Consider the following 16,445-nt stretch of genomic DNA (forward strand, 5'->3'; position numbering starts at 1 on the left):
CCGTCGCGCCGTCATCTCCCTGCGCGCCCTGACCGACGTCGTCGCCAGGGCGGGGAGCGGCGAGGCCGTTCGGACCGTCGTCGCCGCATTCGCGAAGCTGCAGCCGCAGGTCGCCGCGACGCGCGTCGTCCTCTTCGACGGGACCTCCCTCGAGGCCTCGACCGACCCCGCCGACACCGGCGAGAACGCCGCGCCGCGGCGGCTCAAGCGCGAGGAGAAGGACCTCTACGACCGCGGGCAGCGCCTCCGCGCCGCCATCGAGACGAACCTTCAGGAGGGCGGCGGGAGGAAGGACGAGGTCGAGAAGGAGAGGCTTCCCGACGGCTCCGTTTCGCTCGCCGCGCCCATCGAGAGGGACGGCGAGGTCGCCGGGCTGGTCGAGACGCGGCGCGTCCCGCCCCCGCCCGCGCCGCGCCCGTCGCTCCTGACGACGCTCTCCTACGTCGTGGCCCCCGTCGTCCTCTTCGTGCTCCTCTCCCTCGTCATCGGCGAACGAAGGGTGCCGCTCGGCATCCTCGCCGCGGTCCTCCTGGCCGGGACCGCCTGGGGATACGGGGCGCAGTCGTGGGCGAAGCTCTCCCGGGCGCGAACGGCCCTGGAGGCCGACGTCGCCGGGCAGGTGAAGACCTCCGCCGCGCGGGCCCAGGAGCTCCTCGGCTCGCTCCCGGCCCCCGCACCCGAGGCCGCTCCTGCGACTCCTCCCGCTCCCCTCGACCCCGCCTCGTGGGACTCCGACGCCTTCCGCAAGCCGCTCGGTCTCTCCGACGGCGCGGGGCAGGTCGACGAGGCGAAGGTCGCTTCCGTGCTCGGAGCGGCGAAGGCGGCCGTGAGGCGGACGACCCTCCTCCTCGGGGCGCTCGCGCTCGTCCTCGCCGGGTTCATCGGCCTCGGCGGCCTCGCCGCGCTCCTCGGGACGCTGAAGACCCACCGCGTCGCGTACTCCTACGTCCTGCCGGCGATGTTCGGGATGGTCCTCCTCGTCTTCTTCCCCTTCGTCTACGGCATCGTCCTCTCGTTCACGGACCAGACGATCTACAACTCCAGCGCGCCCCTGTCCGAGATCTGGGTCGGCTTCCAGAACTACGTCTCGATCCTGACGGACTTCAACGTCGCGAAGACGACCGCCGACGGCGGCCTCGTCTTCAACTACCAGAACTTCTACTGGACGCTCTGGATCACGATCGCCTGGACGGTCACGAACGTGACGTACGGCGTCGTCGTCGGGCTGATCCTCGCGCTCATCCTGAACACGAAGGGCCTCGCGCTGAAGCCGGCCTACCGGGTCCTCCTGATCCTCCCCTGGGCCATGCCGAACTACATCACGGCCCTCATCTGGCAGGGGATGTTCCACCAGCAGTTCGGCGTCGTGAACCAGGTCATCCAGATGTTCGGGATGGAGCCGGTCTCGTGGTTCGAGAAGCCTCTCACGTCGTTCTTCGCCGTGTGGGCGACGAACGGGTGGCTCAGCTTCCCGTTCATGATGGTCATCTCCCTCGGCGCCCTCCAGTCGATCCCCTCCGACCTCTACGAAGCGGCGCGCGTCGACGGCGCGACGCGCTGGCAGCAGTTCCGCTCGATCACGCTCCCGTCGCTGAAGCCCGCGCTCGTCCCGGCGGTCATCCTCTCGGTCGTCTGGACGTTCAACATGTTCAACATCATCTACCTCGTCTCCGCGGGCGAGCCCGCCGGTTCGACCGAGATCCTCATCACGCAGTCGTACAAGTTCGCGTTCCAGAAGTACCAGTACGGCTATGCCGCGGCCTACTCGACGGTGATCTTCGGGATCCTGCTGATCTACGGCGTCTTCCAGAACCGGATGACGAAGGGCACGGAGGCGATTTGAAATGGGCCTGCTGACGAAGAAGTCCCGCGCCGGCGCCGACGAGCCGCCGCACTTCCCGATGCACGTCCTCCTCGTCGTCGCGACCCTCTACGCGATCTACCCGGTCCTCTGGGTCCTCTCGATCGCCTTCTCGGGCAAGCAGAGCCTCGCCATCGCCGACGTGCCGTCCGACCCGACGATCTGGGACCGGCTTCGCGCCGTGATCCCGTGGCCCGCGGACATCTCCCTCTCGAACTTCACGTCCGTCTTCGCGGACCAGCCGTTCTCGACGTGGATCCTCAACAGCGCCATCGTCTCGATCGCCACGACGATCCTCGGCGTCTTCCTCGCGTGCACGGCGGCCTACGCCTTCTCCCGCTTCCGCTTCCCGGGGCGCCAGACGGGGATGATGTCGTTCCTCGTCTCGCAGATGTTCCCCGGGACCCTGATGCTCATCCCCCTCTACATCATCCTCGTGAAGTGGCTGGGCCTCGGGAGCACGCGGACGGGCCTCGTCCTGGCCTACTCGACGACGGCGATCCCCTTCTGCGTCTGGATGATGAAGGGCTACTTCGACACGATCCCGCGGGACCTCGAGGAGGCCGCCCTCATCGACGGCGCCTCCCCGGCGACGATCTTCTGGCGGATCGTCCTTCCCCTCGCCAAGCCGGCCGTCGCCGTCACCGCCCTCTTCTCCTTCATGACCGGCTGGAACGAATTCATCCTCGCGGCCACGCTCATCGACAAGGAGAGCATGTACACGGCCCCGGTCGGCCTTCGCTTCTTCGTCGGCGGCTTCTCCCAGCAGTGGGGCTTCTTCGCCGCCGGCGCCGTCATCGTCTCCATCCCCGTCGTGGCCCTGTTCCTGTACCTCCAGAAGTACCTCGTCTCCGGCCTCACGGCCGGAAGCGTCAAAGGCTGAATCTCAACGAAAGGGAGGCAAGAAATGAAGAACTGTTTCCGCTACTCCGTCCTCTTCCTCGCGATCGCCCTGGTCGCCGGCACCGCGCTGGCGCAGGAGGTCTCCTTCAAGGACCCGTCGGGCGACGACAAGGGCCCCGGCAACTACGTGTACCCGACCGACAAGGTCTACACGGCCGGTTCGTTCGACCTGACCGAGTTCAAGATGAAGGTCTCCGGCGAGAAGGCCGACTTCTCCGTCGCGATCGGCGGGAAGCTCGAGGACCCGTGGGGCATGGGCGGCGGGTTCGCGACGCAGATGATCTTCATCTTCATCGACACCGACAACAAGGAGGGGAGCGGCTTCACGAAGGCTCTCCCGGGCCTGAACGTCGAGTTCGCCGCTGCCGATGCGTGGGACAAGTGCGTCATCCTCTCGCCGCAGCCCCAGGGCCGCGTCGTGAGCGAGGTCGAGACGAAGGCCGGCTGGGCCAAGGGCGCCGTCGTCGTCCCGGTGCGGACGAAGGGCATGGGCCGGTCGATCAACGGCTCCGTCGCCATCAAGGACCTCGGCGCCGGTGACCCGGCGAAGTGGGGCTACCAGGTCGTCGTGCAGTCGAACGAGGGCTTCCCCGACAAGGCCGACCTCCTCACCCGGAAGGTCAACGAGTTCGAGGGGCAGCACCGCTTCGGCGGCGGCAACGACGGCGACTGCGACCCGCACGCCATGGACGTCCTCGCCGGCAAGGGGACGGGCGACAAGAGCGAGGCCGACGAGCAGAAGAAGATGCTCGCCTACGAGTGCAACGCCGACGGGACGTCGAAGAAAATGGCGACCCTGTCGATGATCCGCAAGTAGACGCGACGATCCATCTCATACAGATAAGGGAGGAAGAATGAAGACGCGCACGTTCCGGACTCTCGGGCTCGCGCTGCTCCTCGTCGCCGTCGCCACCTCCGGCACGGTCCTGGCGCAGCAGGGCCCCACCTTCACCCTCGGCGGTACGACCTACACGAAGTGGCTCTGGGGCAACCAGCGGGACCAGGGCGCCCTCTACGGCTTCAAGGACGCGCCGGGCGAGGGCTGGGGAGACAACGGCCAGGGAACCGAGATCGAGCTCCTCCTCAAGGCGAAGCCCTCGAAGTACGTCGAGGTGCAGGCCCGCATCCACAGCCGCTTCTACCAGAACTTCTGGACGAACATGGGGGGCTTCGGCCAGCCGTCGGAGGACTGCTCCGGCTCGGGCACCTCGGTCGGCTGCGGCGAGTTCGACCCGCGTTCGAACCAGTACATCAAGCTCCGCGGCGTCGCGGTCACCCTCACGCCCGGCTACAGCTGGCTCGACTCCGCCACGATCGGCTCGAGCGACTGGGGCATGTTCGACCCGTACGTCGTCGGCCGGATCCGGTACATCGACCGCGACAACGTCCAGGGCCTCCTCTTCCAGGGGTCGGCCCTCGACAAGTCGCTCACGTGGGACGCGGCCCGGATCTCCCTGCCGCGCCTCTGGGCCGGCCCCTCGTACAACACGGGCAACTACCACGCGGCCGACGGGGCCTACGTGGGCCAGTTCAAGTACTCCGGCGGCTCGGCCTGGGACTTCGGCGGCCTCGTCCAGTGGATCAACGACATCGAGGTCGACCAGAAGGACATCAACTGGGACAACGGGAAGAACACCCGGCTCCGGTTCCGCAACACGACCTACGGCGCCAAGCTCGGGGTCCACCCGAGCGCCACGGTGGACGCGAAGGCCGCCTTCTATTACTCGACCTACGAGTCCGCCACCGACCTGGCGCCCGCCAGCTTCGGCATCAACGGCTACTCGCCGGTCCCCGCGGGCAAGCACGACGACTGGAGCGGAAAGCTCAACCTCGACTTCAGCGACCTCGGCGGCAGCGGCTTCGGGATCAACGTCGAAGCCTTCCACATCGGCGCCGACTACGTCTCGATGCTGGCCGCCCGCCGCGAGTCGGACGTCCTCCTCACCGAGGGCCACGACGGCACCTGGGCGCTCCCCGGCCCGGGCAACGCCACGTACGGCGTCTTCGGCGGCAACCCGACGGTCATCGGCTACGGCGGCTGGGAGGGGAACGCCCAGCAGGTCGCCACGATCAACGTCGACAACCAGTTCACCGACTTCAACGAGCCGATGGCCGAGACGGCCATCGGCTGGGAAGGCTTCACGATCACCCCGACCTTCCAGAAGGGCGCGCTGGAGCTCGCGGGCGAGTTCTCCTACATCACCTACGACACGAACTGGCAGGCGTGGGGCGACGACAGCAAGTCGATCACCAACACGCTCTACCCGGCGATGGATACCCAGACGGGCATGGGCAGCTACCGGTCGGCCTACGCTCCGTTCCAGGACAAGAAGACCACGATCGGCCTCGTCAAGGGCAAGTACGTCGTCGAAGCCGGCAAGGGGATCGACCTCTTCGGCAAGATCAAGTTCATCGACGAGACCGACAAGCGCATGAACGACGCCAAGTACCTCCCGTACAAGGCCGGTGACTGCGCGACCTCGGGGACGCTCGGCTGCAAGGGCGAGAAGAACTTCTACTCCACCGGCAACTCGACGGGCGACTACTTCGGCAACCCCGGCGTCGTCACCGGGGCGAACGGCCAGCAGGGCTACCAGTGGAAGCCGTTCAGCAGCCTCTCCGACGACGACCGCGACCTGAGCTACTTCATGATGCAGGTCGGCGCCGGGTACCAGTGGACCCGCGACCTCTACGGTTCGCTCGAGTACAACTACTACAACGCGGACCTGCAGGACGGCAACACGGCGTTCCAGGCCTACAACCTCATGGAGATGGCCTCCGGCAAGCACCAGAAGAACCAGCTCATCGCGAAGTTCCGCTACACGCTCGGCGGCCTCTCCGAGTGCGGCCTCGTCTACGAGTACAACTTCGGCACCTTCGAGCCCGACTACGGCGACGGCTTCGTCGCCACGAAGGCGAGCCAGGACACGGCCAACAACGTCCACGTCCCGGTGGGCTCGCTCGGCTTTGCCGGCCGCTACGGGAACTGGAACAGCCTCGAGAAGAGGGACTTCGACCAGCAGCGCCTGAAGGCCTACCTCAAGATCCTCTTCTAGATCCCTGCCCGAAGGGGCCCCGAAGGGCCCGGCGGCACCTGCCGCCGGGCCCTTTCTCTTTTCCTCCCGGCCCCGACTGCGGCACACTTGCACCATGTCAAAGCCCGCTTCGTTCCCCCGGCGCACGCTCCTCCAGGGTGCCGTCGTCGTGGCTCTCCTCTCGGGAGCCGCCGCCACCGCGCTCTCCGCCGACGAGAAGCTCTTCACCCTCAAGGATCCCGAGAAGGACGACCACGGCGACGGGAGCCTCACGTACCCCGTGAGGTCGCAGAACGACCTCGTGCGCGGGCACCTCGACATACTCTCGTTCTCGGCCCGGAACACGCCCGACGGGACGTTTTTCGAGGTCGTCTTCGCGCGCGCTCCCCAGAAGACGGAGCGGCGGCCGATCGACGACGGCGGCACCATGATGACCGACGTCGCCAAGCTCGGCTTCTACACCTTCAACGTCGACGTCTACATCGACACCGACGGCGCGCCGGGCTCGGGGAACACCCGGATGCTCCCGGGGCGGAACGTCGAGGTCGACCCGGCGACCGGGTGGGAGAAGGCGGTCTGCCTGACGCCTCTGCCGGAGCAGGCCGGCACGCTCCTCCGGCGGACCTACGCCGAGGTCGAGCGGAACACGGCGCGGGAGACGGAGAGCGAGACGGGGAAGCTGACCTCCGAGCAGAAGGCCGGGATCAAGAGCGAGGTCTCCCGCCAGGTCGCCGAGTCCGTCTTCTTCCCGACCGTCGTCGAGATCCGCGGGCGCGCCGTCCGCTTCTTCGTCCCGAACACGTTCTTCGGCGGTCCGGCGAAGGCGGAGTGGGGATACGTCGTCGCCTCGTCCGGCGCCGACGTCACGGGGCGGTACGACCTCGTCAAGCTCGCGGGCCTCAAGCCCGACGCCCCGATGGACCCCCTCTTCATCATGCGCACGGCACCCGGGCGGACCGCCAACACGTTCGGGGGGATCGACGAGGCCGACCCGACCCCGCCGGCCCTGGTCGACGTCCTCGTCCCGCCCGGCGGCCCGACCCAGGAGCAGATCCTCGCAAGCGGCAACCCGCGGACCCGGACCCTCCCGAGGCTCACCGCGGTCGTCCCTTCGAAGCTCGCGGCTCCTGCCGCGAAGTAGGTCCCGCCCGTGTTCGCGGGGGCCGCCCGGCGGCCCCCGCCACACCGCGTCACGCCCTCGCCAGCCGGCTCCGCCGCCTCCCGTAGAGGAAGTAGATCCCCAGCCCCACAGCGAGCCAGATGACGAACCGCTCCCAGGTCAGGGCCGGGAGCTTGACCATCAGCGCGACGCACATCGCGATGCCCAGGAGCGGGACGAGAGGGACGAACGGCACCCGGAACTTCCGCGGACGGTTCGGCTCCCTGTAGCGCAGTACGAGGATCCCGATGCAGACGAGGGCGAACGCGAAGAGCGTTCCGATGTTCGTCAGCTGGATGATCTCGTCGATGTTCGCGACGGCCGAGAACGTCGCGACGAAGACGCCCGTCAGGATCGTCCCGACGTGCGGCGTCCGGTACTTAGGGTGGATCCTCCCGAACCAGGGCCCGATGAGCCCGTCGCGCGACATCGCCATGAGGATGCGCGGCTGGCCGAGCTGGAAGACGAGGAGGACGGCCGTCATCGAGAAGACGGCGCCGGCGGCGAGTATCCCCGCCGCCCAGTCCTGCTTCACGTAGGCCAGCGCCGCGGCGAGCGGGTCGGCCACGCCCACGAGCTTCGTGTACGGGATCATCCCGCAGAGGACGAGGGCCGCGGCCACGTAGAGGACGGTGCAGACGGCCAGGGACCCGAGGATGCCGCGCGGCATGTCCCTGCCAGGGTCCTTGCATTCCTCGGCCGCCGTCGAGATCGCGTCGAAGCCGATGTAGGCGAAGAACATGAGGGAGGCGCCCATCCAGACCCCGGAGAAGCCGCCCGGGAAGAAGGGGTGCCAGTTCGCCGGCTTGACGAAGAAGGCGCCGACGGCGACGAAGAAGAGGAGCGTCGCGACCTTCAGGACGACGATGAAGTCGTTGACCCGGGCCGACTCCTTGATCCCCCTCACGAGGAGGATCGTGATCGCCGCCGTGATCAGCGCCGCCAGGAGATTGAAGACGATCGGGACCCCGAAGAGCTCCGGGTGGTGCAGGTGCGCCTGGTAGGCGACCGACTGCTCGGGGGAAAGCGCTCCGACGCCCCCGCCCGCCACCGCTTTGGCCGCGAGGAGCGTCGAGCGGTAGTCGGTGGCGAGGAAGGCGGGGAACTCCAGCCCGAAGCCGAGGAGGAGCTGCCGGAAGTAGGCGGCCCACGAGATCGCCACGGCGATGTTCCCGACGGCGTATTCGAGGATCAGGTCCCAACCGATGATCCACGCGACGAGCTCGCCGAGCGTGGCGTAGCTGTAGGTGTAGGCCGACCCGGCGACCGGGACGAGGCTCGCGAACTCGGCGTAGCAGAGGCCGCAGAAGCCGCACGCCAGAGCCGTCAGGAGGATCGAGACGACGACGCCGGGGCCCGCGGGGGGCAGTGTGCCCCCACCGGACGACGCCGTCCCGAGCGTCGCGAAGATCCCGGCGCCGATGATCGCGCCGATCCCGAGGGCCATCAGGTCCGCGGCCGTCAGCTCGCGCTTCAGCCCGGTCCCCTCGTCGCTCCCCTCGGCGACGAGCTGGTCGATCGGCTTCGTTCGAAAGAGGCTCATGAACGGCTCCTCTGGGCGGGCGTCCGCCGGGAACTCACGGGGCGACCCGGGGCAGGATCTCCTGGAGGGACCGGATGCTCTCGAAACCGTCGTGGCCGAGTCCCGCGCGGTCGAGAAGCAGGGCGGGGAGGCCGGCGCTGCGGGCGCCCTCGTAGTCCTCCGACGGCGAATCGCCGACGTGGAGCGCCTCGTGGGCGGCCACCCCGGCGAGAGCGAGGGCCGTTTCGAAGATCTCCCGCGCCGGCTTGGAGGATCCGACGAGGGCCGAGACGACGACACCGTCGAAATGACGCGTCAGGTCGAGGCGGTCGAGGAGGGCGGGGAGGTTCGAGTCCCAGTTGCTGACGACGAGGAGCTTCAGCCCGTTCTCGCGGAGGGCCTCGAGGACCTCGAGGACTTCCGGGTAGAGGCTCCAGCTCTCCGGCCGGGCGAAGTGGTCGACGAGGTCGTCGAGGAGCCCTTCCGGGAGCGGTCCGCCGCCGACCCGCGTGAAGACCTCCTGGACGAAGCTGCGCCAGAAGCCCCGCTCCCCGCCCTCGTGCCCCCAGCGCGTCTCGCCCCGCGCCTGCCGGGCGGCGACGAGGCCCCAGGTACCGTGGAGCGCCGCGAGGACGTCCCCGTCTGCGACGGGGACCCCCCAGCGGCGGAAGACCTCGCCGTAGACCTGCTCCACCGGCGGATTCGCCGAAAGGAGCGTGTTTCCCGCGTCGAGGAAGACCGCCTTCGTCGTCCTCAGGGCATCACCTGCCCGCCGTCGATGACGATCGACTGGCCCGTGACGTTGCGTGCGTCGTCGGAGACGAGCCAGGCGACGAGGCCGGCCACCTCCTCCGGCACGAGGACCTGTCCGAGGGGGGCCATCTTCCCCGCCGCGGCGAAGGCCTCCGCTTCCGTGAGGCCCATCGCCTTGCCGTAGCCCCGGATGCCGTACCGCCCCATCTCGGTGTCGACCCACCCGGGACAGACCGCGTTGACCGTGATCTTCTTCGGGGCGAGCTCCAGCGCCAGCGCCCGGGTCACGCCGATGACCGCGTGCTTGGCTCCGCAGTATCCCGACTGCCCCGGGACGCCGAAACGTCCCGAGACGGACGAGATGTTGACGACCCGCCCCCCCTCGACGAGGAACGGCAGGGCGGCGCGAAGGACCCGCCACGTCCCCGTGACGTTGACGTCGAAGATCCGCTCGAAGGCCAGGTCCGACCGCTCGTCGCCGTCGAGAGGGGTCTGACCGGCCAACCCGGCGTTGTTGACGACGATGTCGAGGCGCCGCTCGGGCCGCGCGGCCCGTTCGACGCCGGTCGCCACCGAGGCCGCGTCGGTCACGTCGAGGAGGACCGCCACGGCCGTCCCGCCCGCCGCGGCGATCTCGGCCACGAGCGGGTCGCCGTCCTCCGCCTTCCTCACCCCGAGGGCCACGACGGCCCCCTCGGCCGCGAGGCGCAGGGCGATCGCCCGTCCGATCCCACGCGAAGCCCCCGTCACGAGGGCTTTCTTTCCGCTGAGCCGCCCCGGCGTCTGGGTCATGTCGCCTCCTGGTGCGTCGGGCATTCTAGCGGCCAGGCGACTGTAAGATCCCGGCCCATGCGGGTCGAGATTCTCCTTTTCGCGTCCCTCAGGGACGAGCTCGGTGATACACGTGTCCTCGAGGTGCCCGAGAGCGGCCCTGGCGGGACGACGGTCGGAGCCCTGCGCGAGGCGTTCCTCCTGGTGTCCCCTTCCGCCACCCGGCTCGGGAAGCGGATCCTCGTCGCCGTGAACGAGCAGTTCGCCCGGGATACCGATCCGGTCCGTCCCGGCGACACGGTGGCCTTCCTGCCGCCCGTGGCGGGGGGCTGAGCGTGGCCCGCGTCACCCGGTCCCCCCTCGATCCGGCCGTCCTCCTTTCCGAGGCCCGGCGGGACGGCGACGGGGGACTGACCCTCTTCGTCGGCGTCGTCCGGGACAACGCGGACGGGCGGGCCGTCGAGGCAATGGAGTACGAGGCCTACGAACCGATGGCGGAGAAGGAGATGGAGCGCATCGAGGCCGACCTCGCGGCCCGCTTCCCGACCGTCAGGCTCGTCATGAGGCACCGGATCGGCCGGCTGACGGTCGGCGAGGTGGCCGTGGTCGTCGCCGCGTCGGGCCCGCACCGGGAGGAGGCCTTCGCCGCCTGCCGGGCCGGAATCGAGGAGATCAAGGCACGGGTGCCGGTCTGGAAGAGGGAGTGGGGTCCCGACGGGAGCGTCTGGGTCGACCCCTGCGGAATGGGGCATAAACACGAAAGTTGTTGAAAAGTCAATCACTTTCTGGTAAAGAGGCATGTCAGGGGAATCACTCCCCGGGGAACGTCTGAGAGACCGGCGGCGATCCGGCCACGGCCTGGCCGCTGGTGCACCACTCGGGAGGTAGAGATGTTCGTGGCCCTGCGGCGGGTGCATGTCGCCGCCAGCGATTTTTCGCGGTCTCGCCGCTTCTACGGGGAAACGCTCGGCCTGCCCGAAATCGGGGGGTTCGAGAAGGACTGGGTCGAGTTCGGCCTGGGTCCCGTCCTCGTCAAGCTGACGCCGCTCCGCCCCGGCGAGGTGCCGGCCCGCAACCAGGTAGCCCTGACCCTGTCCACCGCCGACCTCGAGGCCTGCCTGACGGCCCTGAAGGAAAGGGGTGTGACGGTCACCCGGGGGCCGCTGGAGGAGTTCACCGGCCGCTCGGCCGAGATCCTCGACCCGGACGGTTACAGGATCATCGTCTTCCACTCCTCCGACCTTCACCCCGACGAGGAGTACGTCCGCATGTCGGACGTCGACGAGAAGGTCAAGGAGAAGATCGCGCTGCTCAGAGCCCGGGAAAAGGGAAAGGCCCCCGCGCCGGCGAAGCCCGCTCCCGTCAAGGCGGCCCCGGCCAAGGCCGCCCCGAAGAAGCCCGCCCCGGCGAAGGCTGCTCCGAAGAAGCCCGCTCCGAAAAGGCCCGTTCCGAAGAAGGCTGGAAAGCCCACTCCGAAAAAGGCCGCGAAGCCTGCTCCGAAGAGGCCCGCCCCGAAGAAGGCGAAGAAGTAGCCCTTCGTCCCGGCCCATCCTCGGACTCCGAGCGCCCCGCACCCGCGGGGCGCTGGTATTCTGGCCGGTCATGAGCACCGCCCTCATCGACTACTGCCGCACCGAGATCGAGGCCCTCAAGGAAGCTCGCACCTACAAGAAGGAGCGCGTCCTCGAGGGGCCCACCGGGGCCCGCGTCCGCGTCGACGGCCGCGAGGTCTTGATGCTGACCTCCAACAACTACCTCGGCTTCGCGAACCACCCGCGCATCGTCGAGGCTGCCAAGAAGGCCCTCGAGCGCTGGGGCAACGGCCTCGGCTCCGTCCGCTTCATCTGCGGGACGCAGGAGCTCCACAAGGAGCTCGAGAGGACGATCTCGGCCTTCTTCGGCACCGAGGACACGATCCTCTACATGTCCTGCTGGAATGCCAACGAAGGGCTCTTCCAGCCTCTCCTCGGCGAGGAGGACGCCATCCTCACGGACGGCCTCAACCACGCATCCATCATCGACGGCATCCGCCTCTGCAAGGCGAAGCGCTACGTCCTGCCGCACGGCGACCTCGCGGCGTCGGAGAAGGCGCTCGTCGACTCCCAGGCCCAGCGGCGCCGCCTCTACATGACCGACGGCGTCTTCTCCATGGAAGGCGAGGTCGGTCCGATCCCCGAGCTCGTCGACCTCTGCGCCAGGCACGACACCCTTCTCGTCGTCGACGACTCCCACGCGACGGGCGTCCTCGGCGCCACCGGCCGCGGCTCGGCGGAGGAGACCGGCGTCCACGGGAAGGTCGCCGTCTTCACCTCGACGCTCGGCAAGGCGATGGGCTCGGCCGCGGGCGGCTTCACGACCGGCCCGGGCCCCCTCGTCGAGCTCCTCCGGCAGCGCTCGAGGACGACCCTCTTCTCGAACGCCCTCCCCCCCGCCGTCACCGCCTCCTCGCTCGAGGCGTTCCGGATGCTGATGGAAGACCCCACTCCCGTGCAGCGGGTTCGCGCGAATGCGGCCCACTTCCGGACGAAGATGACCGACGCTGGATTCAACATCCCGAAGGGAGTCCACCCGATCGTCCCGGTCATCGTCGGCGACACGGCGAAGGCCCTCGCGATGTCGGCGGCGCTCTTCGAGAAGGGTGTCTACGTCTCGGGCTTCGGCTTCCCCGTCGTCCCCCAGGGCCACGCGCGCCTGCGGTGCCAGATCTCGGCCGTCCACTCGACCGCCGACCTCGACGAGGCCGTCGAGGCGTTCAAGACCGTCGGCCGGGAGTTCGGCGTCATCTGAAGCGCTCGCGGGGGGACCCCGGCCCTTCGGGCCGGTGGCCGGTCCCCCCGCACCCCATTCCGTGCCAGGCGTGAAATCGTGTATTGTTTAACAATACACGATTTCACGCCTGGCACCCGTCCTCGTTGGTCTCAACCCGCGAGGCCGGGAATCGTCGCGAAGGGGGCCTCGCCGGGCGTCCGGCGGGCCTCGTAGGCTTTCCTCGCGAGGAGCCAGGCGACCGCGAGCGCCGCGGCGGCGACCAGCAGTCCCGTCTCGCCGACCCAGATCGACGGCTCCCTCGTCGAGACGTCGAACGTCCCCTGGATCACGGCATTCCAGGCCGCGTGAAGAACGATCGCCGGCCAGACGCTCCCCGTCGAAAGGCGCATCCAGGCGAGGACGAAGCTCAGGCCGGCGGCGGTGAAGACGAGGACGACCGCGGCGAGCGGCCGGTTCGGACCCGAGGGGTACTTTCCTCCCAGGAGGAGGGGCAGGTGCCAGGCGCCCCAGATGAGACCGCTGGCGAGGACCGGCCTCGGGACCTCGGCCTCGATCAGGCGGGTCAGGAGGTAGCCGCGCCAGCCGATCTCCTCCCCGGCGGCCGAGAAGAGGCTCAGGAAGGAGACGAGCGTCATCGACAGGCCGACGAGGACCGCGAACCTCATCGGCGGCGCGAGCGAGGACAGCCCGGCCTCCGCGAGAGCCGGAATCTCGAACTGCGCCAGGCCCGTCGCCCAGGCGAGACCGTAGGCCACCGACCCCAGGACGAGCGGCCCGACCCACGCGAGACCCATGGACTTCCACCCCGCCCGGCCCCCCACGCGGAACGACACGTCCCGGAACCCCTCCCGCAAGACGAGCCGGCAGACGATCGACGCGAGCCCCGGCACCCACATCAGGCCGTACACGAGCCACGGGTGCGCCTCCATCGGCTTCGGGGAGCGGAGGAGGAGGCCCTGGAAGATGCCGCTCCCGAGCGCGACGAGGGCGAAGAAGACGAGCAGCCCCTTGCGGGCTTCGTCCGCGCGGGCGGGGACGGGCTCGGAGGGCGACGGGGTCTCGGGCGCGACAGGCTCGATCTCGGTCACACGGCCAGTCTCGCACGCCCGGCACGCGCTCACGCCCCTCCCGGAGGACGCTCCGCGTGGCACATCCCGTGCGTGAATCCGCTGCAGCTCTCCATGTCGATACGACGCGATCCTGCCCTCTTCCCCCGGCGCCCCTCTTCCCGCCCTCCCTCGTTCGCTCTTGCGTTCGTCCTGCTCTCCGCCGCGGCGGCACGGCCGGCGCTCCCCTCCTCGGGCGGAGACCCGCCCCGCGTCCAGGCGTCTGTCGACGTGACCGTTCTCGACCTCGACGTCGTCGCCACGCAGGGCGGCCGCTCCGTGACCGACCTGCGCCGCGACGAGATCGTCGTGAGGATCGGCGGGCGCGTCCTTTCCGTGGACTTCTTCGCCCGCATCGCCGGCGCTCAGATCAGCCAGGTTTCCGGCGCGCCCGGACCGGCCCCCGAGACCGGGGACGCCACCGTCGTCCCGCGGCAGTTCCTCTTCTACTTCGACGACGCGAGGCTCCTCCCCTGGCAGAGGCGTCCTGTGATCGAGGGGCTGCGCGCGTTCGTCGACCGGCTCGGCCCGACGGACGAGGCCTCGATCGTCTCCTACGACGGGAGCACGAACGTTCTCGTCCCGTTCACCTCCTCGCACGAGGCGCTCCTCGACGGTCTCTCGCGGCTCGAGGAGATCCTCCCGAAGGGCCTCGCCCGCGAGCGCGAGTTCCGCACTGCCGCCTCCGCGGTCGAGCAGGAAGCCCGGCTGCAGACCGGCCGGTCGGGGCGGGGCGCACCCTCGGACCTGCGCGCCACGATCGTGAGGAACTACTCCGAGCAGGAGCGGGTCCGGAGCCGCTCCAGCCTCGCGGACCTGGCCCGGACGATCTCCGCCCTCGCCGGCCGGCCAGGGCGCCGCCGGATGCTCCTCGTGACGCCGGGCTGGGAGAGCACCCCCGGCCAGACGCTCGCGCAGATCGCCTTCGGTGTCACGTCGCTGCGCCAGTTCGATACGACGCTCCGCCGCCAGCTCGACGATCTCCTCTCCGCCGCGAACCGGAGCGGTGTCTCCGTCGACGTCGTCGACGCGATGGGGTTCGAGGGGGAGCTGGACGTCGAGCTCAGCGAGCGGCGCGAGGCCGGCGCGTGGGTCTCGACCTCGAACCGGCGCCCCGCCATGGCGACGCTCGCCGAGGCGACGGGCGGCTCGTTCCTCGAGAGGGCCAACTCGTTCTCGGTCGGTCTCGAGACGCTCTGGCGCGACGCGAGCGACTGGTACTCCGTCGGCGTCTCCCTGCCCGGGGCCCTCGCCGAAGGGAAGGTCGTCAAGGTCGACGTCTCCTGCACACGCCCGGGCGTCGTGCTGAAGACGCGGTCGAGCGTCGGCGCCCGCAGCGACGGGCAGGCGGCGCGGGATCTCGCCGAGTCCGCGCTCCTCTCCCCGCCGCCGGCCTCGGCGTTCCGCGTCCGCCTCACCCTCGGGACGCCGCGTCCCGAGGGGGCCTTCTCCCGGCGCCGCGTCACGCAGTGGCAGCTCTCCGTCCCGTCCGGCGAGCTGACGTTCGCCCCCGACGGCGACCTTCGGACCGCCGTCGTCGAGGTCACCATCGCCGCCGTCGACGAGGCTGGCGGCCGCTCCGAGCTGGCGCCCGAGCGCCACACCATCTCCGTGCCGGCCGCCAGGTTCGCCGAGACGGCCGGCCGCGAGGTGCCCATCACGGGGCTCGTCCGCACCCGCCCGGGCTCCCATCGCATCGTCGCCACCGTCCGCGACGTCGCTTCCGGGCGTACGGCCGTCGCCACGGAGTCGCTCGTCGACGAGTAGCGGATCGACGCGACCGGCCCGCCTTCTGCGAGCGTCTCAGTCCAGCGTGAAGCGGGACCCGGTGGACAGCGGTAGAACGCGCAGCTGCTCCTCGGTTCGCGAGAACTGCTTCAGAAAGCCGAAGTACTCGCGGTAAGGGAGGCCGCCCGGGCGCTGGCGTTCGAGGGCCGTCGCGGCCGCTCCGGTCGCGGAAGGGAGCAACTCGAGGTCGAGCGGTTCACACCGGACCGCGTAGTCTGTCGTAGAGGTCACTGAGCCCCGCCTTCTCGAAGTAGCCACGCACCTCATTATGGTCGAGCTCCGGGAGGGTCAGGAGGTGCTGGAGGTCGGCGCCGTCCCGGAAGACGCGCGTGGGCTGGCACTGGATCGATCGCACCTTCATCGCCGCCATGTGCTCGGGAGCCGGAACCATGATCGCCAGGCCGCCGCTGTCCCGCAACGGACGCGCCCGGTCGAGGATGCGCTCGGCCGTCTGCCGCTCCAGCCACATCACGTCGAGCCGCCCGAGCGCCGTGTCCGCGTGGAGGAGATTCGTGAAACCCTCGACGTCGTTGAGGACCCGGAATCCCTCGGCGGCGAGCGCGTCGACGAGGTGGGCGCGGTGCTGCTCCTCCGCGACGATGTCGAAGTCCACTGTTGCCCTCGCGTAGCCGTACGCGTTCATCGCGATACCGCCGATGACGGCCCACCGCGACCCTGCGCGGTCACAAGCCCCCTTGACCACCTGCAGCAGCCGTTCGGCGTCCACGACCCGGTCATCATGGCACGGACCATCGCGGCTTCCGGAAACACGAAGGCC

15 protein-coding genes and 1 pseudogene are annotated in these 16,445 nt (G+C 69.5%); 10 read left to right on the forward strand and 6 right to left on the reverse strand.

Annotated features, from left to right (window positions below; translation table 11 throughout):
- The first annotated feature begins 689 nt into the window (after nucleotides 1-689).
- From IPN03_22300 to IPN03_22320, 5 genes and pseudogenes are all read left to right on the forward strand, one after another.
- A pseudogene (locus IPN03_22300) lies at nucleotides 690-1,843 on the forward strand (sugar ABC transporter permease).
- A gap of 1 nt (nucleotide 1,844) precedes the next feature.
- Nucleotides 1,845-2,744 carry a sugar ABC transporter permease gene (locus IPN03_22305; GenBank protein ID MBK9376375.1) on the forward strand — a complete coding sequence of 300 codons (900 nt, stop codon included), beginning with the start codon at nucleotides 1,845-1,847 and terminating at the stop codon, nucleotides 2,742-2,744.
- Nucleotides 2,745-2,768: 24 nt separating this feature from the next.
- Complete coding sequence (locus IPN03_22310) at nucleotides 2,769-3,581, forward strand: hypothetical protein (protein ID MBK9376376.1); 813 nt, start codon at nucleotides 2,769-2,771, stop codon at nucleotides 3,579-3,581.
- Between the two features lie 37 nt (nucleotides 3,582-3,618).
- Complete coding sequence (locus tag IPN03_22315) at nucleotides 3,619-5,820, forward strand: hypothetical protein (GenBank protein MBK9376377.1); 2,202 nt, start codon at nucleotides 3,619-3,621, stop codon at nucleotides 5,818-5,820.
- A gap of 94 nt (nucleotides 5,821-5,914) precedes the next feature.
- Complete coding sequence (locus IPN03_22320; protein MBK9376378.1) at nucleotides 5,915-6,940, forward strand: hypothetical protein; 1,026 nt, start codon at nucleotides 5,915-5,917, stop codon at nucleotides 6,938-6,940.
- 49 nt (nucleotides 6,941-6,989) lie between these two features.
- Here the strand turns inward: IPN03_22320 and IPN03_22325 are convergent, their stop codons facing one another.
- From IPN03_22325 to IPN03_22335, 3 genes are read right to left on the reverse strand one after another with little or no spacing between them, the layout of a single operon-like run.
- Nucleotides 6,990-8,501: an amino acid permease gene (locus IPN03_22325; protein MBK9376379.1), complete on the reverse strand. Its 1,512-nt coding sequence runs from the start codon at nucleotides 8,499-8,501 to the stop codon at nucleotides 6,990-6,992.
- A 34-nt stretch (nucleotides 8,502-8,535) separates the two neighbouring features.
- Nucleotides 8,536-9,174, reverse strand: a complete 639-nt coding sequence (locus IPN03_22330; protein MBK9376380.1) for an HAD-IA family hydrolase — start codon at nucleotides 9,172-9,174, stop codon at nucleotides 8,536-8,538.
- 59 nt (nucleotides 9,175-9,233) lie between these two features.
- Nucleotides 9,234-10,025: an SDR family oxidoreductase gene (locus tag IPN03_22335; GenBank protein ID MBK9376381.1), complete on the reverse strand. Its 792-nt coding sequence runs from the start codon at nucleotides 10,023-10,025 to the stop codon at nucleotides 9,234-9,236.
- A gap of 57 nt (nucleotides 10,026-10,082) precedes the next feature.
- On the opposite strand from IPN03_22335, the gene IPN03_22340 reads away from it, so the two are divergent.
- The 4 genes from IPN03_22340 to kbl all read left to right on the forward strand — a co-directional run bounded on the left by IPN03_22340 (nucleotide 10,083) and on the right by kbl (nucleotide 12,791).
- The gene (locus IPN03_22340) at nucleotides 10,083-10,337 is read left to right on the forward strand and encodes a MoaD/ThiS family protein (protein MBK9376382.1); all 255 of its coding nucleotides are present in this window, start codon (nucleotides 10,083-10,085) and stop codon (nucleotides 10,335-10,337) included.
- Nucleotides 10,338-10,339: 2 nt separating this feature from the next.
- The gene (locus tag IPN03_22345; GenBank protein MBK9376383.1) at nucleotides 10,340-10,774 is read left to right on the forward strand and encodes a molybdenum cofactor biosynthesis protein MoaE; all 435 of its coding nucleotides are present in this window, start codon (nucleotides 10,340-10,342) and stop codon (nucleotides 10,772-10,774) included.
- A gap of 120 nt (nucleotides 10,775-10,894) precedes the next feature.
- Nucleotides 10,895-11,536, forward strand: coding sequence for a VOC family protein (locus tag IPN03_22350; GenBank protein ID MBK9376384.1), 642 nt, complete (start codon nucleotides 10,895-10,897; stop codon nucleotides 11,534-11,536).
- 70 nt (nucleotides 11,537-11,606) lie between these two features.
- Nucleotides 11,607-12,791 (forward strand): glycine C-acetyltransferase, encoded by a 1,185-nt coding sequence (gene kbl, locus IPN03_22355; GenBank protein ID MBK9376385.1) that lies wholly within the window; start codon nucleotides 11,607-11,609, stop codon nucleotides 12,789-12,791.
- A gap of 131 nt (nucleotides 12,792-12,922) precedes the next feature.
- On the opposite strand, the gene IPN03_22360 is transcribed toward kbl, so the two are convergent.
- On the reverse strand, nucleotides 12,923-13,861 hold the full coding sequence (locus tag IPN03_22360; GenBank protein ID MBK9376386.1) for a CPBP family intramembrane metalloprotease: 939 nt from the start codon (nucleotides 13,859-13,861) through the stop codon (nucleotides 12,923-12,925).
- 249 nt (nucleotides 13,862-14,110) lie between these two features.
- Between IPN03_22360 and IPN03_22365 the strand changes: the two genes are divergently transcribed.
- Nucleotides 14,111-15,646 carry a VWA domain-containing protein gene (locus IPN03_22365; GenBank protein ID MBK9376387.1) on the forward strand — a complete coding sequence of 512 codons (1,536 nt, stop codon included), beginning with the start codon at nucleotides 14,111-14,113 and terminating at the stop codon, nucleotides 15,644-15,646.
- A gap of 36 nt (nucleotides 15,647-15,682) precedes the next feature.
- Here IPN03_22365 and IPN03_22370 read toward each other — a convergent pair whose 3' ends face one another.
- Together IPN03_22370 and IPN03_22375 are read right to left on the reverse strand one after the other, a co-directional pair.
- Nucleotides 15,683-15,898 carry a hypothetical protein gene (locus IPN03_22370; protein ID MBK9376388.1) on the reverse strand — a complete coding sequence of 72 codons (216 nt, stop codon included), beginning with the start codon at nucleotides 15,896-15,898 and terminating at the stop codon, nucleotides 15,683-15,685.
- The gene (locus IPN03_22375; protein ID MBK9376389.1) at nucleotides 15,864-16,394 is read right to left on the reverse strand and encodes a hypothetical protein; all 531 of its coding nucleotides are present in this window, start codon (nucleotides 16,392-16,394) and stop codon (nucleotides 15,864-15,866) included. The genes IPN03_22370 and IPN03_22375 overlap by 35 nt, the downstream gene beginning before the upstream one ends.
- Nucleotides 16,395-16,445 lie beyond the last annotated feature (51 nt).

The organism is Holophagales bacterium, from assembly GCA_016719485.1.
Lineage (GTDB): Bacteria > Acidobacteriota > Thermoanaerobaculia > UBA5066 > UBA5066 > UBA5066.